This window comes from Streptomyces sp. SL06 (assembly GCF_058244745.1).
Map to the genome: position 1 here is coordinate 4,750,559 of NZ_JBSYOT010000002.1, position 22,128 is coordinate 4,772,686.

At 72.6% G+C, this 22,128-nt stretch carries 21 protein-coding genes and 1 tRNA gene; 11 read left to right on the top strand and 11 right to left on the bottom strand.

Annotation, left to right across the window (positions count from 1 at the left end; all coding sequences use genetic code 11):
• Nucleotides 1–15: 15 nt before the first annotated feature.
• Together AC4IHM_RS21750 and AC4IHM_RS21755 are read left to right on the top strand one after the other, a co-directional pair.
• A complete protein-coding gene (locus AC4IHM_RS21750) occupies nucleotides 16–594 on the top strand; it encodes a tyrosinase cofactor (RefSeq protein ID WP_490868678.1) in 579 nt (192 codons plus the stop codon).
• The gene (locus AC4IHM_RS21755; RefSeq protein ID WP_490868679.1) at nucleotides 578–1,444 is read left to right on the top strand and encodes a tyrosinase family protein; all 867 of its coding nucleotides are present in this window, start codon (nucleotides 578–580) and stop codon (nucleotides 1,442–1,444) included. Before AC4IHM_RS21750 ends, AC4IHM_RS21755 begins: the two co-directional genes overlap by 17 nt.
• 90 nt (nucleotides 1,445–1,534) lie before the next feature.
• Here AC4IHM_RS21755 and chpF read toward each other — a convergent pair whose 3' ends face one another.
• The 4 genes from chpF to AC4IHM_RS21775 form a co-directional block, all read right to left on the bottom strand.
• Nucleotides 1,535–1,807, bottom strand: coding sequence for a chaplin ChpF (gene chpF / locus AC4IHM_RS21760; RefSeq protein ID WP_490868680.1), 273 nt, complete (start codon nucleotides 1,805–1,807; stop codon nucleotides 1,535–1,537).
• Between the two features lie 166 nt (nucleotides 1,808–1,973).
• Complete coding sequence (locus tag AC4IHM_RS21765) at nucleotides 1,974–2,942, bottom strand: D-2-hydroxyacid dehydrogenase family protein (protein ID WP_490868681.1); 969 nt, start codon at nucleotides 2,940–2,942, stop codon at nucleotides 1,974–1,976.
• An 84-nt stretch (nucleotides 2,943–3,026) separates the two neighbouring features.
• Nucleotides 3,027–4,364: an FtsX-like permease family protein gene (locus AC4IHM_RS21770; RefSeq protein WP_490868682.1), complete on the bottom strand. Its 1,338-nt coding sequence runs from the start codon at nucleotides 4,362–4,364 to the stop codon at nucleotides 3,027–3,029.
• Nucleotides 4,365–4,367: 3 nt separating this feature from the next.
• Nucleotides 4,368–5,159 (bottom strand): ABC transporter ATP-binding protein, encoded by a 792-nt coding sequence (locus AC4IHM_RS21775; RefSeq protein ID WP_490868683.1) that lies wholly within the window; start codon nucleotides 5,157–5,159, stop codon nucleotides 4,368–4,370.
• A 417-nt stretch (nucleotides 5,160–5,576) separates the two neighbouring features.
• Here AC4IHM_RS21775 and AC4IHM_RS21780 point away from each other — a divergent pair, with 417 nt between their 5' ends.
• On the top strand, nucleotides 5,577–5,903 hold the full coding sequence (locus tag AC4IHM_RS21780) for a type II toxin-antitoxin system PemK/MazF family toxin (RefSeq protein ID WP_490868684.1): 327 nt from the start codon (nucleotides 5,577–5,579) through the stop codon (nucleotides 5,901–5,903).
• A 175-nt stretch (nucleotides 5,904–6,078) separates the two neighbouring features.
• Here AC4IHM_RS21780 and AC4IHM_RS21785 read toward each other — a convergent pair whose 3' ends face one another.
• The 3 genes from AC4IHM_RS21785 to AC4IHM_RS21795 form a co-directional block, all read right to left on the bottom strand.
• Nucleotides 6,079–6,537, bottom strand: a complete 459-nt coding sequence (locus AC4IHM_RS21785) for a type II toxin-antitoxin system VapC family toxin (protein ID WP_490868685.1) — start codon at nucleotides 6,535–6,537, stop codon at nucleotides 6,079–6,081.
• Complete coding sequence (locus tag AC4IHM_RS21790) at nucleotides 6,527–6,796, bottom strand: prevent-host-death protein (RefSeq protein ID WP_490868686.1); 270 nt, start codon at nucleotides 6,794–6,796, stop codon at nucleotides 6,527–6,529. The genes AC4IHM_RS21785 and AC4IHM_RS21790 overlap by 11 nt, the downstream gene beginning before the upstream one ends.
• 125 nt (nucleotides 6,797–6,921) lie before the next feature.
• Nucleotides 6,922–6,994 (bottom strand) — tRNA-Arg (locus AC4IHM_RS21795).
• 320 nt (nucleotides 6,995–7,314) lie between these two features.
• On the opposite strand from AC4IHM_RS21795, the gene AC4IHM_RS21800 reads away from it, so the two are divergent.
• The 7 genes from AC4IHM_RS21800 to AC4IHM_RS21830 all read left to right on the top strand — a co-directional run bounded on the left by AC4IHM_RS21800 (nucleotide 7,315) and on the right by AC4IHM_RS21830 (nucleotide 16,312).
• On the top strand, nucleotides 7,315–8,922 hold the full coding sequence (locus AC4IHM_RS21800) for a dynamin family protein (protein WP_490868687.1): 1,608 nt from the start codon (nucleotides 7,315–7,317) through the stop codon (nucleotides 8,920–8,922).
• Between the two features lie 3 nt (nucleotides 8,923–8,925).
• Complete coding sequence (locus tag AC4IHM_RS21805) at nucleotides 8,926–11,025, top strand: YfjP family GTPase (RefSeq protein WP_490868688.1); 2,100 nt, start codon at nucleotides 8,926–8,928, stop codon at nucleotides 11,023–11,025.
• A 181-nt stretch (nucleotides 11,026–11,206) separates the two neighbouring features.
• Complete coding sequence (locus tag AC4IHM_RS21810; protein WP_490868689.1) at nucleotides 11,207–11,674, top strand: single-stranded DNA-binding protein; 468 nt, start codon at nucleotides 11,207–11,209, stop codon at nucleotides 11,672–11,674.
• 329 nt (nucleotides 11,675–12,003) lie between these two features.
• The gene (locus tag AC4IHM_RS21815; RefSeq protein ID WP_490868690.1) at nucleotides 12,004–13,413 is read left to right on the top strand and encodes a Cys-Gln thioester bond-forming surface protein; all 1,410 of its coding nucleotides are present in this window, start codon (nucleotides 12,004–12,006) and stop codon (nucleotides 13,411–13,413) included.
• 138 nt (nucleotides 13,414–13,551) lie between these two features.
• The gene (gene ettA / locus AC4IHM_RS21820) at nucleotides 13,552–15,216 is read left to right on the top strand and encodes an energy-dependent translational throttle protein EttA (RefSeq protein ID WP_490868691.1); all 1,665 of its coding nucleotides are present in this window, start codon (nucleotides 13,552–13,554) and stop codon (nucleotides 15,214–15,216) included.
• A gap of 2 nt (nucleotides 15,217–15,218) precedes the next feature.
• Entirely contained in the window at nucleotides 15,219–15,629 is a 411-nt protein-coding gene (locus AC4IHM_RS21825; protein ID WP_490868692.1) for an acyl-CoA thioesterase, read from the top strand.
• The gene (locus tag AC4IHM_RS21830; protein WP_490868693.1) at nucleotides 15,626–16,312 is read left to right on the top strand and encodes a DUF8185 domain-containing protein; all 687 of its coding nucleotides are present in this window, start codon (nucleotides 15,626–15,628) and stop codon (nucleotides 16,310–16,312) included. The genes AC4IHM_RS21825 and AC4IHM_RS21830 overlap by 4 nt, the downstream gene beginning before the upstream one ends.
• A gap of 63 nt (nucleotides 16,313–16,375) precedes the next feature.
• Here the strand turns inward: AC4IHM_RS21830 and AC4IHM_RS21835 are convergent, their stop codons facing one another.
• Nucleotides 16,376–16,789, bottom strand: a complete 414-nt coding sequence (locus tag AC4IHM_RS21835) for a globin (protein ID WP_490868694.1) — start codon at nucleotides 16,787–16,789, stop codon at nucleotides 16,376–16,378.
• Nucleotides 16,790–16,872: 83 nt separating this feature from the next.
• Between AC4IHM_RS21835 and AC4IHM_RS21840 the strand changes: the two genes are divergently transcribed.
• Nucleotides 16,873–17,847 (top strand): methyltransferase domain-containing protein, encoded by a 975-nt coding sequence (locus AC4IHM_RS21840; protein ID WP_490868695.1) that lies wholly within the window; start codon nucleotides 16,873–16,875, stop codon nucleotides 17,845–17,847.
• A gap of 44 nt (nucleotides 17,848–17,891) precedes the next feature.
• Here AC4IHM_RS21840 and AC4IHM_RS21845 read toward each other — a convergent pair whose 3' ends face one another.
• The 3 genes from AC4IHM_RS21845 to AC4IHM_RS21855 form a co-directional block, all read right to left on the bottom strand.
• Nucleotides 17,892–19,235, bottom strand: coding sequence for an FHA domain-containing protein (locus AC4IHM_RS21845; protein WP_490868696.1), 1,344 nt, complete (start codon nucleotides 19,233–19,235; stop codon nucleotides 17,892–17,894).
• 46 nt (nucleotides 19,236–19,281) lie between these two features.
• Nucleotides 19,282–20,628: a vWA domain-containing protein gene (locus AC4IHM_RS21850; RefSeq protein WP_490868697.1), complete on the bottom strand. Its 1,347-nt coding sequence runs from the start codon at nucleotides 20,626–20,628 to the stop codon at nucleotides 19,282–19,284.
• A 164-nt stretch (nucleotides 20,629–20,792) separates the two neighbouring features.
• Nucleotides 20,793–22,127 (bottom strand): PP2C family protein-serine/threonine phosphatase, encoded by a 1,335-nt coding sequence (locus tag AC4IHM_RS21855; protein ID WP_490868698.1) that lies wholly within the window; start codon nucleotides 22,125–22,127, stop codon nucleotides 20,793–20,795.
• Nucleotide 22,128 lies beyond the last annotated feature (1 nt).

Sequence of the window (22,128 nt, forward strand, 5' to 3'; positions counted from 1 at the left end):
GACGAGGAGCGAGCCATGGTCGTCAGTACGGGCAGAGCGACGAGCGACGCGGAGCGGGAACGGGAGGCGGTGGGTCCGGCGAGAGGCGGGCCCGCGCACGGGACACGGCGGCAGATGATGCGGGGGCTGCTCGCCCCGGCCCTCGCCGTGGCCCTCGCGCCCCTGATCGCCGCCTCCCGGCCCGCCGAGGCCGATACCCCCAAGGGCGAGCCGGGAGCCATGGGCCCCGAGCCGCGGTCCGCCACGGGCGTTGAACCCGCCGAGATTGCCGAGAGCGCCGAGACCGCAGAGATCGCCGAGAGCAACACCGCGTTCGACGAGACCTACCGCGGGCGCCGCATCCACGGCATCCGGTCCGCCGGGGGGCGGGCCCTCGGCGCCGGCACCTGGCACGTCACCGTGGACGGGCGGCCGCTGCATCTGATGCGCCGGGCAGACGGCAGCTGGGTGAGCATGGTCGACCACTACCAGTCGTACCCCACCCCGCTCGCCGCGGCCCGCGGCGCCGTCGACGAACTCGGCCCCGGCGAGCGCCTGCGCGACACGCCCGCGGGCCACGACCACTCCGGGGGGCGGCATGGCGTACACGCGTAAGGACGTCAGCACGCTGACCGCCGCCGAGAAGCGACGGTTCGTCAAGGCGCTGCTGGAGATCAAACGGCGTGGCGAGTACGACGAGTTCGTGCGCACCCACATCGAGTACTACGTCTCCGACGGCGAGAGGGGGCTGCGTACGGCGCACATGGCCCCGTCCTTCCTGCCCTGGCACCGCCGGTTCCTGCTGGACCTGGAGGAGGCGCTGCGCCGGGTCGACTCCTCGGTCACCGTGCCGTACTGGGACTGGACGAAGAACCGCACCGGCACGTCGGTGCCCTGGACCGCCGACCTCCTCGGCGGCACCGGGCGGCGTTCCGACCACCGGGTCACCACCGGGCCCTTCGCCCACGCCGAGGGCAACTGGACCCTCAAGGTGAACGTCACCGACACCGCGTACCTCACCCGGGACCTCGGACGCGCCGCCGACCCCATCGCGCTGCCCACCAAGAGCGACCTGGAGTGGGCGCTCGACGACCCGGCGTACGACACCGCGCCCTGGGACTCCACGGTCGGCAAGGGGTTCCGCAACAAGCTGGAGGGTTGGGGGAGCGGCAGCGGCAGCGTCTCCTGGCGCAACCACAACCGCGTGCACCGCTGGGTCGGCGGGGCCATGGTCGGCGGCGCCTCCGTCAACGACCCGGTGTTCTGGCTGCACCACGCCTTCATCGACCTCCAGTGGTCCCGCTGGCAGGCCCGCCACCGGGGCGCCCGCTATCTGCCGGCCGAGCCTCCCGGTCTGGGCAACGCACAGCGCGGGCGGGTCGTCGCCCGGCACGAGAAGCTGCCGCCGTGGGACGTGACGCCGGACGCGCTGGAGGACCACAGCAAGATCTACCGGTACGCCTGAGAGGACAACTGGGAGGAAAACACCGCGCCCGGGAGGAAAAGGGAGGAGCCCCGGCTGGGAAGGCCGGGGCTCCTCGGGTGCCTGGAGGACTCAGCCGCCGTAGCCACCGCTCTTCTGGTGGGTGTCGCCGTTGACGCAGGCGTTGCCGAAGGCCGGGTTCAGCAGGCCGATCACGTCGATGGTGTTGCCGCACAGGTTGACCGGCACGTGCACCGGAACCTGGATGACGTTGCCGGACAGGACGCCGGGCGAGCCGACGGCGGCGCCCTCCGCGCCCGCGTCCGCCATGGCCAGGCCGGTGCCGCTGAGCACCACGGCACCGGCGCCGAGGGCCATTCCGGCAACCTTCGCGATGCGAGACATCACGTTCTCCTTCTGACTCGGGGAGCACGGCAGCAGGACGCGCCACCGCACTGCCGGTTCAACGCATCCGGTCGAGGCGGGTCACGGGGGGAATGTGAGGATCACCCTTTTTGAACAGAGGGAGGGGTGAGGGAGGGGTGAGACACCCGCGCCGGAACGGCGGAATCTACGGGCGTCCGGGCCGCCGGCGTACGGGGGAGCCCGCGAGGTGGGCCTGGATCGCCTCGACTGCCTGGCCGTAGTACGTGGCGTAGTTGGCCTGCGAGACATAGCCGAGGTGCGGCGTCGCGAGCAGGCGCGGGGCGGTGCGCATCGGGTGGCCGGCCGGGAGCGGCTCGGTGTCGAAGACGTCCACGCCCGCGCCGGCGATGCGGCCCTCGCGCAGGACGGTGAGCAGGGCGTCCTGGTCGACGATCGCCGCGCGCGAGGTGTTGACCAGGTAGGCCGTCGGCTTGAGCAGGGCCAGTTCGGCGGGACCGAGCAGGCCGCGGGTGCGGTCGCCGAGCGCCAGATGGACGGAGACGAAGTCGGCCGTCGCGAGCAACTCCTCCTTGGAGGGGGCGAGTTCGACGCCGACCTCGTCGGCGCGCTGCCGGGTGAGGTGCTGGCTCCACGCGCTCACCCGCATGCCGAAGGCGAGGCCGACGTGGGCCACCCGGCTGCCGATCCTGCCGAGGCCCAGCAGTCCGAGCCGGCGGCCGTGCAGGTCGGCGCCCACCGTCTGCTGCCAGGGGCCGCCCGCGCGCAGCGCGCCGCTCTCCCGCACGATGCCGCGGGCCAGGCCCAGCAGCAGGGCCCAGGTCAGTTCGACGGGCGGGGTCGAGGAGGACGCCGTACCGCACACGGTGACGCCGTGCGCGTCGGCGGCGGCGTAGTCGATGACGCTGTTGCGCATGCCGGAGGCGACGATCAGCCGCAGCCGGGGGAGCCGGGCGATCAGCGATCCGGGGAAGGGCACGCGTTCGCGCAGCGTGACCACGATGTCGAAGTCGGCGAGCGCGGCGGCGAGGGCGTCCTCGTCGGTGACATGGGTGTCGAAGGAGACGACGTCCACGTCGCCCGCGACCGGGGACCAGTCGGCGACCTCGGTCGCCACCCGCTGGAAGTCGTCGAGCACCGCGCAGCGCAGTCGCACGTCGTCCGGTCCCTCTCGCCGAGCGGGCAGTGACGCCCCGGCGGGGCGCGGCGCCCAAGGATAGCGGCCCGGCCCGCAGGGGCGTCAGCCGGCCGCAGCCACCGCACCGACGGCCGGCACACGCAGCATCCGCAGGGCCGTACCGACACCGGTGACCAGGGTCGCTCCCGCGGCGACCGCCACGATGCCCAGCCAGGCCCCCGGCCCCTGGTCCGGCAGGAGGGCGGAGGTGCGCACCGAGTTGAACGGCAGGATTCCGGCGACGGCGGCCACGCTGCCGAAGAACACTCCGAACACCGTGAGCACCAGGGCCTCCACGCCCACCATGCCCAGCACCTGACCCGGCGTCGCCCCGGCAAGGCGCTGCTGGCCGAACTCCCGGCGGCGGTACGAGGTCGCGGCGTACAGGCTGTTGATCAGCATGATGCACGAGAAGACCGCGATGATGCCGACGACCGTGAGGTTGAGGGTCTCCAGGTTCTTGTCCTCGACGGACCGGGTGAGGCCGGATGCCTTGATCGTGTCGTTCTCGATGAACTGCATGTACAGCGTTCCGGTCGCGATGCCGGTGAACAGCACCAGCGGCATCAGCATGCCGGACAACTGCGCCACGCGCTGCCGCATGTTGTGCACGGCCAGATGACCGCTCGCCCCGAACAGCGCGCTCAGCGGACGTTCCAGCCGGCCGAGCACGGCCCGCAGCAGCGACGGCGAGAAGACGGCGAGCCCGACGGCGAGGAGGATCGCGCCGTACGCCGGGGCGGCCATCAGGGCGGGGTCCGTCGCGTCGAACGAGAACGTGGCGCACACGGCCGCCGCCCCGCCGACGAGCGCCGCCCATCCGCCCAGCCTCCGTGCCCGTCCGGAGGACGTGGCGGTGCCGGCCGCGGCTCTCGTCGCCCGGCGGACCGCGAGGAAGGCGGCACCCGTCGAGGCGGCCACGGTGACGCCGAATCCCGTGCCCAGCGCGATGGGCCCGAACACGTGGTCCACGTCCTCGGCGACCTGTCCGCTGTCCTGGAAGGCTCCCAGCAGGGCGTGTCCGCCGAGCATCGCGGGGCCGACGGCCGGCAGCGCGGCCACCACGGCGACCGCGGCGGCCTCGCCGACGACCATCCACCGGATCTGTGCCGGGGTCGCGCCGGCGCTGCGCAGCAGGGCGATCTCCTCGCCGCGTTGGCGGACGTTGACGGTCAGCGTGGACGCGACGGCGAAGAACACCAGCAGAGTGCCGTAACCGCCCACCACACTCGCGGCGAGGCCGAGCGACTCGGAGCTGACGTGGTCGACACCCGGCGCTCCCGCGGTGTCGTGCATCGAGTTGAACACCATGATGATCGTGGCGCCGAGGAACGCGGCGAGCAGCGTGGCGACGAAGCGCCCGGGACGGTGCCTGACGGAACGCATGGCCAGGAAGAACACGGCTCACACCTCCAGCTCGACGCCGTCGCCCGCGTGGTCGCCGAGGTGCGCGAGCCGCTCGGCGACGCGGTCCACGCTCGGCGCGGTCATCCGCCCGGCCAGCCGGCCGTCCGCGAGGAACAGCACGGAGTCGGCGTACGAGGCGGCCACCGGATCGTGCGTCACCATGACGACGGTCCGGCCGTGCAGCCGCACCGCCTCCTGCAACAGCCGCAGCACGTCCCCGGCGCTGCGCGTGTCGAGCGCCCCGGTCGGCTCGTCCGCGAAGACCACGCTGGGCTCGGTGACCAGCGCGCGGGCGATGGCGACGCGTTGGCGCTGGCCGCCGGAGAGCTGATCGGGCAGAGCGTCGGCACGGTTGCCGAGACCGACCTGGGTAAGGATCTCCCGGGTCCGGTCCCCGTCGACACGCCGCCCGGCCAGCCTGAGCGGCAGCACCGTGTTCTGGGCCACGGTGAGCGTGGGCAGCAGGTTGTACTGCTGGAAGACGAAGCCGATGCGCCGACGCCGGAACTTGGTCAGCGCGGCCTCGCTGCCGCCCGTCATCTCCTCGCCGTCCACCACGACCGTCCCGCTGTCCGGCCGCTCAAGCCCGGCCGCGCACTGCAGGAGGGTGGACTTGCCGGAGCCGGACGGCCCCATGACGGCGGTGAAACTCCCCGAGGGAAGGCTCAGGCCGACCCCGTCCAGGGCGGTCACGGCCGCCTCCGCGGTGCCGTAGACCTTGCGCACCTCGACCAGGCGCAGCGCCTCGGCGCTCCGGGCGGGCCCTGACCCGCTCGTACGACGCGACATCGGCAGTCCTCTCCATCGGTCACCGGGCGCGCACCGCGCCACCCCCATGACGCTATGGACCACGTCCCGCCGGCGCACTGGGCCCATGACCCGAGTACGGGGTGGTGGTGGGTACACCTCGGAGGGGGGAACGGGCGCCGTCCTGCTGCGAGGCGCCCCGGCATGCCTGAGTGGCTTGTCGTCCGGGGTGGCCTCCTCGGCCCACTCGGCGATGGTTCAGCAGTTCTCACGCGGCGGGTCCGACTGGCAGCCGGAGCACCAACCGTCCGGCCCTGCACCGGGGTTCGACTCGCGTGAACCGGCCTGCGATCCGGCTCAACATCCCTCGAACGCCTCCTGCCGGCGGGCAGGGCCTACGCTGGGGCCTGCGGCCACCGCATGATCGGTGTTCGTCTGCCGTCCTGGACAGGAGGACACTTGCAGCGTGGCGAAGTCTGGTGGGTCGAGTTCGACGAGCGGCGGCTGGTCGTACTGCTGTCGGCGGACGACGCGTCCGGGATCCGGGCGATGCAGGTCGTCGCGCCGGCGGGCGTCGACATCAGCGGTCTGGGCGTCGAAGTGCACGTAGGCGCCGTGGAAGGGCTGCCTTTTGAGGGCGTACTGCGGTTCGCGTTCCCGCGTCCAGGCTTCACCCCCTGCACGTGGCTGACCACCATGTCCCGGGACGACCTGATCGAGCGGGCAGCCGTTCTGCCCTCCGCGAAGCTCGGCGAGATCGAGGATGCCCTCCGCATGTCCCGGTGAACTCGCGTAGGCGGACAAGGCCCTTCCGCGGTGTGGTCGATCTTGGCCGGATGATCGACACCGGCCGTCCGACTCCTCGGCGCCCTCACCGTCGAGATCACGAAATACGGCTGGAGTACGAGCGGTCATTGCGAGCGGTGCAACAGACGGCGCGGCGAACCTGCTCGGGCGTGTGCTACCGGTCGTGCAGGATCTTGGGGCGCGTGACCGGCACGATGGTGATCAAGTTTTCGAGGCCCTTGAAGTCGTCGGGGTTGGTGGTGAAGAGGGGGAGTTCTTCGGCGGCCGCGACAGCCGCGATCATCAGGTCGGCCACGCGCCGGCGGGGTTTGCGACCTGCGGAGACGACGGCGGCGCAGATTCTGCCGTAGAAGCGGGCCGCCTCCACGTCGAAGGGGATGGGGTCGAATTCGTTCTCTGCGCGCTGCAAGACGTCCATGCGGCGGGCTCGTTCGGCATGATCGTCGTAGTCGCTCTGCTCATTGCTACCGCGTACCTGGTGGGGGCCCGCGGAGAGTTCGGCGAGGGTGATGGCGGCGATGGCCACCTCGGCGGGCAGTTCGTCGGCGTTGATCCACCTGCGCAGGATCATGATGTTCGTGTCGAGCAGACCCTGCTCGTGCTCAACGGCCATACGGGTCGTCCAAATCCTGCTCGACGGCGTCGTCCTGGTCGTCACGGAAGGCGTCCAGGGAGATGTCGGGTGCGGTGCGCGACATGGCCGCGAACTCGGCGCGGGGGACGAAACGGCGACGGCGCCGCAGCGGGACAAGCTCGCCCACATGATGCCCGTCACGAGTGACCGTGAAGGCCTGTCCGCCTTGGACGGCGTCCATGATCTCTTTGGAGCGAGTGCGTAGATCGCGCTGAGTGATCTCGGGCTGCGCTGTCATGACGACCACGATAGCGAATATGTGCTACATGGTGCTACGTGGTGCTGCGCGCTTGCTCTTGGGATGATGCGCATCCGGACATGAAAGAACCCCTCACGCGTTTCCGCAGGTGAGAGGTTGCGAAGCGCCCCCGGCAGGACTCGAACCTGCGGCCAAGCGCTTAGAAGGCGCCTGCTCTATCCACTGAGCTACGGGGGCCTGGTGTGGTGGCCTCGGTCGTGGTGCCCGGTGTGGGCCGATCCGTGACGCTGCCGGGAACAAGGATAGGGCTCCCGACTCCATGTCCCTGACGCTTCACCTCCGTGGCTCGATGTGGAGGTTCGGTGAAGCGGTCCTGATAATCGCAGGCAGGTACGAATCGTGCATCGCTTTTGGTGCCTCGCGCATCGGGTGTTGTGCACTCGTTATGCCTGGACTGCCCTCGCGTCCCAGTAGTCCCTTGCGCCCGGAGTGTCTGGTCGGCGCGCAGACATGCCCATATGCTTCAGAATTCCCCTAAAATTGGGCATTCTTCCCATGTGGTGACCTTGGACGTACGGCCTCAGCTGCTCGACGCACTCTCCGCCCTGCGCGACCGTGTCGCGGCCGCACGCTTCCCGTTGCCCCTGTCGGGGGCTCCACGCGCGCGTGCCAACCGCGACGAACTGCTCGCGCAGCTCGACGACTACCTGGTGCCCCGGCTGAAAGACCCCGAAGCGCCGCTGCTGGCCGTGGTGGGCGGCTCCACCGGCGCCGGGAAGTCCACCCTGGTGAACTCCCTCGTGGGGCGCCGGATCAGCGAGGCGGGCGTGCTGCGGCCCACCACCCGGACGCCGGTGCTGGTGTGTCATCCGGAGGACCACCACTGGTTCAGCGGCATGCGGGTGCTGCCCGACCTCACGCGCGTGTGGGTGCCCCACCGGGAACCCGACGACGACCTGCTCCTGCCGGGTGAGAACCCCGCGCGCGTGCTGCGCGTCGAGACCGCCGACACCCTGCCGCCCGGCATCGCCCTCCTGGACGCCCCCGACGTTGACTCCCTCGTCGCCGACAACCGCGTCCTGGCCGCCGAGCTGATCTGCGCCGCCGACATCTGGGTGATGGTCACCACCGCCGCCCGGTACGCCGACGCGGTGCCCTGGCATCTGCTGCGCACCGCCAAGGAGTACGACGCCACCCTGGTCACCGTGCTCGACCGGGTGCCCCACCAGGTGGTGTCGGAGGTCTCGCGGCAGTACGGGGCCCTCCTCACCAAGGCCGGGCTCGGCGACGTACCCCGCTTCACCGTGCCCGAACTGCCCGAGTCGGCCTGGGGCGGCGGCCTGCTGCCGGCCACCGCCGTGGCGCCGCTGCGGGCCTGGCTCGCCCACCGGGCACAGGACTTCGAGGCCCGGCACCACACCATGGCCCGTACGGCGCACGGCATCCTGGAATCCCTCAAGTCCCGGATGCCCGAGCTGGCCGGCGCCACCGCCGCCCAGTACGCCGCCGCGCTGCGGCTCACCGCCGCCGTCGACGCCGCGTACGACGGCGAGCACGCGCGCGTGCAGGGTCGTTTGCAGGCGGGCGCCGTACTCGCCGGGGACGCGCTGAAGCGCTGGCGGGCCTTCCCGCTCGACTGCTCCCCCGAGGAACTCCTCGACTCGCTGGTGGAGAGCCTGAGCACCCTGCTGCTGTGCGCCGTCACCGCCGCCGACGAACGCGTCGACGAGGCCTGGCGGCGCGAACCGGCGGCGGGCGCCCCCGAACTCGCCGCCCCCGACACCGTCCCGGAGAGCGCCGAGCACCGTATCGGGATGGCCGTACGGCGGTGGCGGCGCGAGCTGGAGGAATACGCCGAGGAGGAGGTGCGCGAGCTGGACCGGAGCATGGCGCCGGACCCCGGGACGGTCGCCGGCCTGGTCGCCACCGTGCTGCTGGGCGGGCGCCGGGCGCGTGTCGCCGGGGAGCGGCTCGCCGAACGGATCGGCGCCCACGGCGCGCTGAGGCTGCGCGACCGGGGCGGGCGGCTGCTCGAGGAACACGTCGACCGGGTCATGCACGTCGAGCGCGAACGCCGGCTGGCGCCGCTCGACGGGCTGGAGGTCAACCCCGAGCCACAGGCCGAACTCATCGCCGCGCTGTCCGTACTGCAGAAGGAGAGGTGACCGGTGACCGCCGTCACTGACCAGGACCCCACCGAGCACACCGACGACCCGCCGGAGGAGGAGCGCCGGACGGACCGGGCGGACCGGGCGGGGCGTTCCGCCGGGGAGGAGGCCCCCGGGGCGAAGGACGCCGCCGCCACGGACGCCGGGCAGGAGACACGCCCGAGGGAGCGCGGGAGCGCGCGCGTAAACGGCTCCCACGCGCGCGTGGAGGACGCGGGGGCGTCCCGCCGGGAAGGGGACGCGGACCGGGACGGGAGCAGGGGGGACGAGCGTGAAGGACGTACGCAGCGAGGGGGACACCGGGGGTCCCAGGCGCCCGTGGAGCCCAAGGAGCGTGGGGCGGCCCGGGAGCGTACGGGTGGCAGGGACGAGCGTACGGGTGGCAGGGACGGGGAAGGCGCCTGGGGCGACGGGCTGATCGCGCGGCGGGTGGACGAGAACGGCGCGGCGGAGCAGTACGCCGTACTGCCCAGCAGGCCCGCCGCCTCCTCGACCGCCCTGATGCCGCTGGCGTACGACGGACATCTCAGGTCGCGGCTCGACGCGCTGCGCGAGCTGGTCGGGCTCTCCCGCACCCGGCTCGACGGCGACACCCTGGCCGAGGCGGGCCGGGTCCTCGACGAGGCCGCCGCGCGGCGCAGGCTCTCCGGGCAGCACACCGTCGTCGCCATCGCCGGCGCGACCGGCAGCGGCAAGTCGCAGCTGTTCAACACGCTCGCCGGGGTGACGATCTCCGAGACCGGCGTACGCCGGCCGACCACCGCGGCCCCCATCGCGTGCAGTTGGAGCGACGGCGCGGCCAGCCTCCTGGACCGGCTCGGCATCCCCGGCCGGCTGCGCCGCCGCCCGCTCCAGCACCCGGACGCCGAATCGCCGCTGCGCGGGCTGGTCCTGATCGACCTGCCCGACCACGACTCGGCGGCCGTGCAGCACCGCGAACAGGTGGACCGCATCCTGGCCCTGGTCGACGCCGTCATCTGGGTCGTCGACCCGGAGAAGTACGCCGACGCCGTGCTCCACGAGCGCTATCTGCGGCCGATGGCGGGCCACGCGGAGGTCACCTTCGTCGTCCTCAACCAGGTCGACCGGCTGCCCGGCGAGGCCGCCGAACAGGTCCTCGACGACCTGCGCCGCCTGCTCGACGAGGACGGCATCGCCCTGGGGGAGTACGACGAACCCGGCGCCACCGTGCTCGCCCTGTCCGCGCTCACCGGGGAGGGCATCGGCGAACTGCGCGAGGTGCTCGGCCAGTTCGTCGCCGAACGGCACGCCCCGGCACGCCGTATCTCGGCCGACGTGGACGCCGCCGCCCGGCAACTGCGGCCCGTGTACGTCACCGGGCGCAGTTCCGGGCTCAGCGAGGAGGCGCGGGACGAGTTCGCGGACCGGCTCGCGGACGCGGTGGGCGCCACCGCGGCGGGCGAGGCGGCCGAACGCGCGTGGCTGCGCAACGCCAACCGCGCGTGCGGCACACCCTGGCTGCGACTGTGGCGCTGGTACCACGACCGGCGCGGACCCGCCACGGGCCGGCTCTCCGCGCGCGCCCAGGCGGACGAGGAGGCCACGGCCCGTCAGCGCGTCGAACAGGCGGTGCGTACGGTGGCCGACCGGGCGTCGGCCGGACTGCCCGCGCCGTGGGCGCAGGCGATGCGCGAGGCGGCCGTCCGGGGCGCCCAGGGACTCCCCGAGGCCCTGGACGAACTGGCGGTGCGCACGGGGCAGCCGCCGGGGCGTCCGCCGCGGCCGGGGTGGTGGCCGGTTGCCGTGCTGGCCCAGGCGTCCATGACCCTGCTCCAGGTGGTGGGCGGCCTGTGGCTGCTGGGCCAGATCATCGGCTTCATGTCGCCGAACCTCGGTGTGCCGGTGCTGCTGATGGTGGCCGGCATCGTCGGCGGCCCCCTCATCGAGTGGAGCTGCCGCCTGGCGGCACGCGGACCGGCCAGGCGCTACGGCCACGAGGCGGAACGCCTGTTGCGGGAGGCGGCCGCCGGATGCGGCCGGGCCAGAGTGCTGGATCCGCTGGCGGCGGAACTGCTGCGGTACCGGGAAGTGCGGGAGCAGTACGGGCGGGTCACGGGGGTAGGGGCCGCGGCGCGGTAGGGACGGGGACCCCGGACGGGGACCCCGGACGGGGACCCCGGACGGAGACCCCACCCGCAGGAGTGGCGGAGTTTTCCACAGGCCCGGGGCCGGTCCACAGCCCTCTGCGGGGCGGCTCGGAAGGAGGCAGTCTGGCTTCGCGGCCGTACGGGACAGACCCGTACGGGAGGGAGGACTCGCGATGAACGAGACGATGATCTGCGCCGTGGGCAACGTGGCCACGCAGCCGGTGTTCCGGGACCTGGTGAACGGGCCGTCGGCCCGGTTCCGGCTGGCGGTCACCGCGCGGTACTGGGACCGGGAGAAGGGCACCTGGACGGACGGCCACACCAACTTCTTCACGGTGTGGGCCAACCGGCAGCTCGCCACCAACGCCGCGGCGTCGTTGACGGTGGGCGACCCCGTCGTCGTCCAGGGCCGGTTGAAGGTGCGCACGGACGTGCGCGAGGGGCAGAACTGGACCTCGGCGGACATCGACGCGGTGGCCATCGGCCACGACCTCGCACGCGGCACTGCGGCGTTCCGCCGGACCGGCAGGGCGGAGGCGTCGGCCTCCCCACCGCAGCCGGAGCCCAACTGGGAGACCCCGGCGGGGGAGCCGGCCGACCCGGCCCCCCAACAGCGGCCGGAAGCCGCCGCGGTGGCCTGACACCGCCGAACCACCTGCCGGCCGATGCCGCCGAAGCCGGAATCCACTGGGTCCGCTGAATACGCCGGATCACCGATCCATCGGAACTGCCCGAAGTACGGCTTATAGGCGAATGCGCCCGGGTAAACGCGGGTGGATTTGTCGATAAGCCCAGCTCACGGACGCTGTCGGCGATAACGATTCCGAGTCGGATCACCGCAGGGGCGAACATCCCCGGCAAGCGTGGTCCGTCATGTCTTTAGGATGCCGAACGAGCCCCCAGGGGCTGCTGATTCTGCTGGTGGGACCCTTCCCCCCAAGCCAACGGGTCCTGCTCGAAGGGGAATTTGGTGCTTTCTTCGCTCACTTCTTCGCTCGCCGCGCCGTCACGTTCCGGTCGGGGGACGGCGCGTCTGGCCGCCGCGGTGCTGGCGTCCGCGCTCGCCGCCGCCGGTGTGGTGACCGCCGCGGGCCCGGCCGCCGCCCAGGAGGTGGCGCGGGACCAGGGCGGGGCGACGGCCACGATAGGCGCCCTCAAGACGCACGGCACCGCGATCGTCCACGGGGAGGACGGCGACCAGGAGGTCCAGGCCGGCCTGTTCGAGATGTCCGTCGAGGGCGGCGGCATGCTGCAGACGTACTGCGTCGACATCCAGAACCCGACGCAGAAGGACGCCAAGTACTACGAGACGCCGTGGAGCGGCACGTCGCTCGGCGTCAACAAGGACGCCGGCCGGGTCCGCTGGATCCTGGAGAACTCCTACCCCCAGGTCAACGACCTCGCCGCGCTCGCGAAGAAGGCGGGAGTGCGCGGCGGGCTGACCGAGCAGGACGCGGCGGTCGGCACACAGGTGGCCATCTGGCGCTACTCGGACGACGTGGACGTCGAGGCCGCCCGCCCCCAGGCCGAGCGGCTCGCCGACTACCTGCAGAAGAACGCCCGCGACCTCGCGGAGCCCGCGGCCTCGCTCACCCTGGACCCGCCCGCGGTCTCGGGCCGCCCCGGTGAACGGCTCGGCCCGGTGACCGTCCGCACCAACGCCGGCGGCGCGACGGTGGCGCCCCCGGCGGACTCCGCCACCAGCGGGGTGCAGATCGTCGACGAGAAGGGCGCCCCCGTCACCTCGGTGACCAACGGCACCCAGGTCTTCTTCGACGTGCCCGAGGACGCGGAGGCCGGCACCACCGGGCTGACCGTCCAGGCGTCCACCACGGTGCCGGTCGGCCGTGCCTTCGCCTCCGAGAGCCGCAGCCAGACCCAGATCCTGGCCGGCTCCAGCGAGTCCACGGTCGCGGCGACGGCGACCGCCACCTGGGCCGCCCGGGGAGCGATACCCGCCCTGTCCGCGCGGAAGAACTGCGCCGAGGGCGCCCTGGACATCACCACCGCCAACAAGGGCGACGAGGCGTTCACCTTCGAGCTGCTGGACACCGAGTACTCCATCGCCCCCGGCGAGACCCGGACGGTGACGGTCCCGCTGCCCGAGGACCGGGCCTACGACTTCACCATCCGCGGCCCGGCCGGCTTCGAGCAGCGCTTCACCGGCGTCCTCGACTGCGTGACCCTCAGCGCCGCGTCCGACGACACCCACACCCTCGGCGAACCCGCCCCGACCCCGGTCGTCCCCCCGGCCACGAACCCCAACCTCGCCGACACCGGCAGCTCGAACGCGACCCCCCTGATCGGCGGCACGGCCATCGGCCTGGTCATGATCGGCGGCGCGGTCCTGCTCCTCCTGCGCAGGAAGAACGAACAGTAGGCACCGGATAGCCCTGCGTGCCCACGCTCCGGCGCCCGGAGCGGCGGCCCCCCGGCACTGGTTTCCTTCCAGGGGTGGCGGTGCGGCAAGATGGGGTGTATCTGCCCACTGCCTGATCAAGCTGCCGGACGGTTTCTCTTGGCTGAGTACATTTACACCATGCGCAAGGCGCGCAAAGCGCACGGCGACAAGGTGATCCTCGATGATGTCACCCTGAGCTTCCTGCCCGGCGCGAAGATCGGTGTGGTCGGGCCGAACGGCGCCGGCAAGTCGACCGTTCTGAAGATCATGGCGGGGCTGGAGCAGCCGTCCAACGGTGACGCGTACCTGTCGCCGGGCTACACGGTCGGCATCCTGCTCCAGGAGCCCCCGCTGAACGAGGACAAGACCGTCCTGGAGAACGTCCAGGAGGGTGTCTCCGAGGTCAAGGGCAAGCTCGACCGGTTCAACGAGATCGCCGAGCAGATGGCGACCGACTACTCGGACGCGCTGCTCGACGAGATGGGCAAGCTTCAGGAGGAGCTGGACCACGCCAACGCCTGGGACCTCGACGCCCAGCTGGAGCAGGCCATGGACGCGCTGGGCTGCCCGCCCGGCGACTGGCCCGTGGTGAACCTCTCCGGTGGTGAGAAGCGGCGCGTGGCGCTGTGCAAGCTGCTGCTCGAAGCCCCCGACCTGCTGCTGCTCGACGAGCCCACCAACCACCTCGACGCCGAGTCGGTCAACTGGCTGGAGCAGCACCTCGCCAAGTACGAGGGCACGGTCGTGGCCGTGACCCACGACCGGTACTTCCTGGACAATGTGGCCGGGTGGATCTGCGAGGTCGACCGCGGCCGGCTGCACGGCTACGAGGGCAACTACTCCAAGTACCTGGAGACCAAGGCCACCCGCCTCAAGGTCGAGGGTGCCAAGGACGCCAAGCGGCAGAAGCGCCTCAAGGACGAGCTGGAGTGGGTGCGCTCCAACGCGAAGGGCAGGCAGGCCAAGTCCAAGGCGCGGCTGGCCCGCTACGAGGAGATGGCGGCCGAGGCCGACAAGATGCGGAAGCTGGACTTCGAGGAGATCCAGATCCCGCCGGGTCCGCGCCTGGGCAGCGTGGTCGTCGAGGTCAACAACCTCAGCAAGGGCTTCGGGGACAAGGTCCTCATCGAAGACCTGAGCTTCACGCTGCCGCGCAACGGCATCGTCGGTGTGATCGGCCCGAACGGCGCCGGCAAGACCACGCTCTTCAAGATGATCCAGGGCTTCGAGGAGCCGGACTCCGGTTCCATCAAGGTCGGCGACACCGTCAAGATCTCCTACGTCGACCAGAGCCGCGAGAACATCGACCCCAAGAAGACCCTCTGGGCCGTCGTGAGCGACGAGCTGGACTACATCAACGTGGGCCAGGTCGAGATGCCCTCGCGGGCGTACGTCTCCGCCTTCGGCTTCAAGGGACCGGACCAGCAGAAGCCGGCCGGCGTCCTGTCCGGCGGTGAGCGCAACCGGCTCAACCTCGCGCTCACCCTCAAGCAGGGCGGCAACCTGCTCCTCCTCGACGAGCCGACCAACGACCTCGACGTCGAGACCCTCAGCAGCCTCGAGAACGCCCTGCTCGAGTTCCCCGGGTGCGCCGTGGTCGTCTCCCACGACCGGTGGTTCCTCGACCGGGTCGCCACCCACATCCTCGCCTACGAGGGCGACGCCAAGTGGTTCTGGTTCGAGGGCAACTTCGAGTCGTACGAGAAGAACAAGATCGAGCGGCTCGGCCCCGACGCCGCCCGCCCGCACCGCGCCACCTACAAGAAGCTGACCCGAGGCTGACCTTGCGGCACATCTACCGCTGCCCACTGCGCTGGGCGGACATGGACGCGTACGGCCACGTCAACAACGTGGTCTTCCTCCGATACCTGGAGGAGGCCCGTATCGACTTCCTGTTCCGCCCGGACAAGGACTTCAAGCAGGGGTCGGTGGTGGCGCGCCACGAGATCGACTACAAACGGCAGCTCGTCCACCGGCACCACCCGGTCGACATCGAGCTGTGGGTGACGGAGATAAGGGCCGCCTCCTTCACGCTCTCCTACGAGGTCAAGGACGGCGACCAGGTCTACGTCCGCGCCTCGACGGTGATCGTGCCGTTCGACTTCGAGAAGCAGACGCCGCGCCGGATCACCGCGGAGGAACGGGAGTTCCTGCGGGAGTACACGGACGACAAGGAGGGGGCCGTCGCCGCATGACGGTGCTCCACCTCGCCGACGAGGGGGAGGCCGCGGATCTCGTGGCCTTCCTCTCCCGCCTGCTCCACTACGACCGTGCGGCGGCGGTGCGGGTGCAGGGGGCCGGCACGGCGCTCGCCGTCTTCGGCCGGCCGCCCTCCTTCGAGGTGCTGGCGGTGCGCGCGGTGCGCCTGGCCAAGCCGTACGAGAACGGGCTCGATGTCGCGCTGGACGTGACCGTGTCCGCAGGTGAGCTTGCGGAGACGGTGGACGAGCCGGCCGCGACCGCGGGTGTTCCGGACACGGTGACCGGGCCCCCGTGGGCCGGGGTGCTGCCCCCGCGCGGCGGCTGGCGGCCCGAGCCGGGACTGCCGGCCCCGGACGCCCTGCGCGCGCTGGTCGCCGCCGCGGTGGCGGAGTTCCGCTCCCGCACCGGGGAACTGACGCCCGAGCGGCGCACCCGCGCCGAGCTGGACCGCATCGGCCGCGACATCTGGTCCCGGACGGTCGGGGAGACGGGGCTGCCGGTGCGGGCCGTGCACGCGGCCCAGTCCCTGGGCTTCCTGCGCTCCCCGGCGGCGCTCGGCGAGGACACGCCGGGGCTGTTCTCCTCGGGCGCGTGGCTGCGGCTGCGCACGCCCTACGGCTCCGTCGCCCTGCGCCGGGCGGGAGCCGCCGGGGCCCTGGGCCTCAGCGTGCGCTGACCCGCCCGCGAGCAGCGCCGGCCGCCCGGGACGCGCTCACCGCGCGCCCGGTCGACCCGGGGGTCAGCCCGGTGTGTTGATCATCGAGGCCGCCGCGTACGTCAGGTACTTCCACAGCGTCTGCTCGTGCTCCTCGGAGAGGCCCAGCTCGTCCAGGGCGACCCGCATGTGCTTCAGCCAGGCGTCGTGCGCCGCCCGGTCGACCACGAAGGGGACGTGCCGCATCCGCAGCCGCGGGTGGCCGCGCTGCTCGCCGTACGTCGTCGGACCGCCCCAGTACTGCATCAGGAAGAGCGTGAACCGCTCCTCGGCCGGGCCCAGGTCCTCCTCCGGGTACATCGGCCGCAGGACCGGATCCTCGGCCACCCCCTGGTAGAAACGGTGGACGAGTCGGCGGAAGGTCTCCTCCCCGCCGACCTGCTCGTAGAAGGTCTGCTCCTGAAGCGTGCCGCGCCGAATCTCATTCACGTCGTCCATGGTCTCAGACGCGTGGGCGTAGGACTCAAGACCTGGGGCCCCGGTACCGGCCCGTACCGCCGCCGGGCCCGTACTGTGGAGACATGGGCGAGCACCCGGACCTGGACAGCCTCGCCGTCTCCGCGCGGGCGGAGCTGGCGCGGGAGATCGAGTTGAGCGGTGCCTGGGCGGCCGACCCGGTGTGGCGGGAGGCGTTCGAGACGGTTCCGCGCCATCTGTTCGTGCCGTACTACTACGTCGGCGTCCGGGGCGGCTACGAGCGCCGGTGGGGCGAGGATCCCGACCGGGAGGCCCGTGAGCGCTGGGTGCGCGGCGCGTACGCCGACGCCCCGCTGGCGACCCGGCTGCGCGACGGCGAACTGCTCTCCTCCAGCAGCCAGCCGTCGCTGATGGCGATGATGCTGGTGGAACTGGACGTGCGGGACGGCGACCGGGTCCTGGAGATCGGCGCCGGCACCGGCTACAACGCCGCCCTGCTCGCCCACCGGCTCGGCGACGACGACCTGGTCACCACCGTCGACCTGGACCCCGAGATCACCGAGTCGGCCCGCCGGCACCTGGCCGAGGCCGGATACCACCCCGCCGTCGTCACCGGCGACGGTGCCCGCGGTGTGCCCGAGCGCGCCCCCTACGACCGGATCCTCGCCACCTGCGCGCTGCCCTCGGTGCCGCGCGCCTGGCCGGCCCAGTGCCGCCCCGGGGGCCGGATCCTGACGCCCCTCGCCACCGGGCTCGTCGTCCTGACCGTGCGCGACGCCGAGCACGCCGAGGGCCGGTTCCTGCACACGCCCGCGTACTTCGTGCCGCTGCGCGGCGCGGACCGCTGCGAGCCGGAGACCCCGGGCCTCGGCGGAGTGCCGCGCCGGGCCCGGGAGGACGACCTGTTCCGCTTTCTGCTGGCGCTGAGCCGGGGCAGCCTCGACCCGCAGGAGGCGTATGCGCTGTGGCAGCGCGAGGACGCCCCGCGCCGCGAGCGCTACGGCATCACCGTCAGCGGCGAGCGGGCCTGGGCGTGGCTGGACGACCCCGGGGGCCCCTACGCCTGGCCCTTCCTCTGACGGGCTGACGGGCTGACGGGCACGGGCTGACGGGCACCGCCCGGTCATCCCCGGTGGATCGTGATCGTCGTCCAGGCACCGACGTGCACCCGGTCGCCGTCCTGGAGCGGCACCGGCACGAAGGGCTGGATCGGCTCCTCGCCGCCGTTGACCGTCGTGCCGTTCGTCGAGTTCTGGTCGACGACCGCCCAGCTGCCGTCCGGCTGCTGCACCAGCACCGCGTGCTGGTGCGAGACGCCCGGGTCCTCCGGCGGCACCGCCAGATCGATGTCGGGGGTGTCGCCGGTGGAGTGCCTGCGGCGGCCGATGGTGATCTGGTTGCCGGTGAGCGCGCGCTGCTGCTCGGGCGAGTACGCGGGCAGGTTCAGGCCCGCGGCCTCGGGGCCGGAGCGCTGCATCATCGCCATGAAGTACTCGCGGTCCGGACCGATCGTCGCCGACCAGTTCATCGACTGCTGGGGCTGCTGGGACTGCTGCTGCGGGAAGCCGTGGCCGGGCGGGGCCTGGGTGGCGCCGGGCTGCGGATAGCCGTAGCCGCCCTGGGCCGGACCGGGACCGCCCTGCCCGGAGGACGGCGGGGAGAGCACCCAGTCGTCGTCACCGCCGCCGAAGGACGGGCCGCCCTGCTGCGGGCGGTTGGTCTCCCGCGGGTACGCGGGCGGCGCGGGCGGACCCGACTGGTACGCCTGCGGGGCGCCCCCCTGCCCACCGGGGCCGGGCGGCGGCGGAACCGGCCGCGACGGGTCGCCGCCGAAACCGGGCGGGGCCGGCGGACCGGAGGGGCCGTTCGGACCGCCGGGGCCCTGCGGGTGGTGGGGGCCATGGGGCCCGTTCGGACCGCCGGGTCCTCCGGGACCGCCAGGCCCTCCGGGGCTGAAGGGGCCGGGGGGACCGCCCGGACCTCCGAAGCCGCCCTGCCCGCCGGGACCGCCCTGTCCGCCCTGGCCCGGACCACCGCGGCCCGACGGGTCGCCGCCGAAGGGCTGGCCGGGCGGGATCGGTTCGGCGGGGCGGTTCATCTGGGACGGGCGGGAGCCCTGGTAGTCGTACCCGTCACCGCCGCCGTACGACGGCCCGGCCGGCGGCTGCTGGTAGTGCGGCGCCGGACCGGGAGCCTGCGGGCGCGGGGCGGCCGGGGTGTACGAGGTGGCGGTGTTGGTGAGGAAGTTCCACCGGCACTCCTCGCAGAACGGGGCACCGCCCTCACGCGGCGTGCGGCACTGCGGACACAACTGCGGCTCGGCACCAGGACCGGCGGGCGGCGGGAAGCCGTAGCCGCCCGGTGGGGGCGGCGGCGGAGGGGGCGGCACGGCACCGGCCATGCGGTGACCGCAGACCTCGCACCAGTCGTCGGAACCCGACTGGTGTCCGTTCGGGCAGGTCGGCATGTCGGAGCTTCCCTCTCTTGCGGCGTGTCGCGTGTGTTGTCCTGCGTCACTTCTTTACACGAACAGTCTTTGTGGACCGGGTCTCGAGAGTCATCTCGTCGGCCTCCTCGACCTTCGCTTTCAGTCGCACAGTACCCGCCGCCGCGTCCACCACGTCCACCACCTTCGCAAGCAGTTTCGCCGTATCCGCGTTTCCGGAGACTCCGGCGAGCTGAACCGCCCGGCCCAGTTTGGCCGTTGCTCCGTCGATGTCTCCCGCTTTGCGCAGATCGAGCCCTTGCTGGATGGCTTGTGCCAGTTCGGCCTGCCCGGTGTAGTGGGCGACTTGCGGGTTGATCGACGTGGAGGCGGTCATGTCGTCCGTCCACACGGCCCGCACCAGACCCTGCGCGCCGAGGTTCTGGACGCTGCCCCCGGGCTCCGGGATGACCAGCGAGACGCGGGCGGCCAGCATCTCCTGGCCCAGGTCCGCGGCCGGTACCTCCACGCAGACGTGGTAGTCCCGGGACTCGTCGCCCCAGGAACCGGTGGGGTAGTCCCCGGCCCGCGGACCCGCCTCGGTGCGGCGCCCGGTCAGTTCCTCGACGGTGGGAGCGACCTGCTTGACGAACCGCACGGTGGTGCCGACCGGGGTCCACAGGCGCAGGGCGACGTCCGCGACCTCCTTGCCCATGGCCGTCTCCATCATCTGCGTGAAGTCGGCGGCGAGGCCCGCCGGATCGGCGACGATGTCGGCGGTGCCGAGCAGGGCGGAGGCGATCCCTGTGACTTCTTTCACTTCCCAGTCGGTGCCCACGCCCCGGGCGTCACAGGTGAACCGCCCGGCGCAGGCGTCGAGCGCCGCTCTGAGGTCCTGCGGCGACTCGTGCTCGTTGCGGCCGTCGGTGAGCAGGATGCCGTGCCGGATCGCGACGTCCGCGGAGGACAGCAGCCGGTCGGCCAGCCGCAGCCAGGTGCCGATGGCGGTGCCGCCGCCCGCGCTCAGTGTGCGCAGCGCCCGCTTGGCCTGCTCCCGGGTGGTGGCGTCGGCGACCGCGAGCCGGCCGCCGCCCGGATAGACCTCCTTGGCCACGTGGGTGCCGCCGATCACCGCGAAGTGCACCCCGTCGCGCAGGGTGTCGATCGCGGCGGCCGTCGCGTCGCGGGCGTTGCGCATCTTGGTCGGCGGGTAGTCCATCGAGCCCGAGCAGTCGACCATGAGCGCCACGGCCGCGGACGGGCCCTCGCCCGGTGAGTACAGATGGGGCGCGGCGGCCGCGCTCCCGATGGTGCCGCCGCCGGTCGCGGTGACCGTCACGATGGCGTTGACCTCGCGGCCGCCCTCGGGCAGGTACTCGTTCTGGTAAACGTCCACCGCGAACTGCGGCACGTTCGACTTCGAGAAATTGGCCATGCCGGGTCGCATCCCCCTTTACGTCCCCACGCTGGTGGGGTGTGTTGGCTACTGGCGCGGACCGCCCCCTGCGGCCCGCGAGGCCGTCCCGTGCGCGTACTCGCCGTATGTGCCGGGCCTGTCGTGCCGGCCGGACTTGACGTGCCGGGCCACGGCGCGGCCTCTCAGGCCGATCCTGCCCCCTGGGGCGGGGCGGGGAACGGCAGGAGGGCCACTGTTACGTTGTCGTGGCCCCCGCCGTCCAGGGCGTGGCCGACCAGAACGCGGGCGCCGTGCAGGGGGCGCGCGGCGGCGTCCAGGGGCATGGCCTCGGCCATCTCCTCGGCGGACTCCGCGTAGTTCCACAGGCCGTCCGTGCAGACCACGACCACACCGGGGCGGTCCGGTTTGAACGACGCGGTGTGCGGCTCCAGTTCGTAGGCGTCCGCGCCCAGCCAGCCGGTGATCGCGTGGGCGCGCTCGTCGGCGTACGCCTCGGCCTCGCTCATCAGACCGGCGGCGACCATCTGCGCGGCCCACGAGTCGTCCTCGGTGAGCCGGGCGGGCGGGGTGGCGCGGTCGAGCGGCACCCAGTAGACGCGGCTGTCGCCGACCCAGCCGACGACCAGGAGACCGGCGGTGACGACGGCGCCGACCAGGGTGCAGGCGGGCGCGTTCTGGTGCGGGGCCTGTTCGAGGGCGGTGGCGGGCTCGTCCGCCAGCGCGTTGACGGCGTGCGAGGCGGCCAGGATCGCGTCGTGCATGGCCTGCTGGGGGTGGGTGCCGCGGGGCAGGGCGGCGAGCAGCGACGCGCCGGCCGCCCGGGACGCGGCCAGCGAGGCGTCGTCGGGGCGGGTCGCGGAGGACACGCCGTCGCAGACGATCGCCACGCTCGCGGGGGCGCCGTCGGGCAGCGCGGTGCAGCCGACGCTGAACGCGTCCTCGTTGCGGTGGTGGCGCAGACCGCGGTCGCTGACCGCGGCGACGGGGCCGGACTCCTGCTCCATGTGGTCGCGTTCGCGGGGCTGGGCGTGTCCGCAGTTCTCGCAGTAGCCGTCGCCGTCGACCCGGCCGGCGCGGCAGGCCACGCACACCTTGTCACCGGCGGCCGGTGCCGCCGGTTCGGCGGTCGGCCGCGGGTCGGGGGCCTGGAGCGGGTACTCGTCGGGCTCGCTCGGGCGGTCGAAGCGCACCCCGGGCGCGGTCGACTCCGCCGGCGGTGCGGGCGGCGGCAGCGGGGAGCCGCCCGAGTCGGTGCCCGGGACCTCGGCCGCCGCGTGCACCGGGGCGGGACGGCCGTGGCCGTCCGAGTCCCGGGCCGCCGGCCAGTCCACACCGTGCGACGCGGGTGTCCGGGCGGGCACCGCGCCGTTGATCGCGATCGTCGGGTTGTCCGCGGGCCGCGCGGGCACGGCGGACAGGTCGTGTCCGCAGGCACCGCAGAAGCGGTCGCCCGACTCGACGGGTTCCGCGCAGCTCGGGCACTTCGACACAGCGGCCTGCTGGGGCTTCTGCGACATC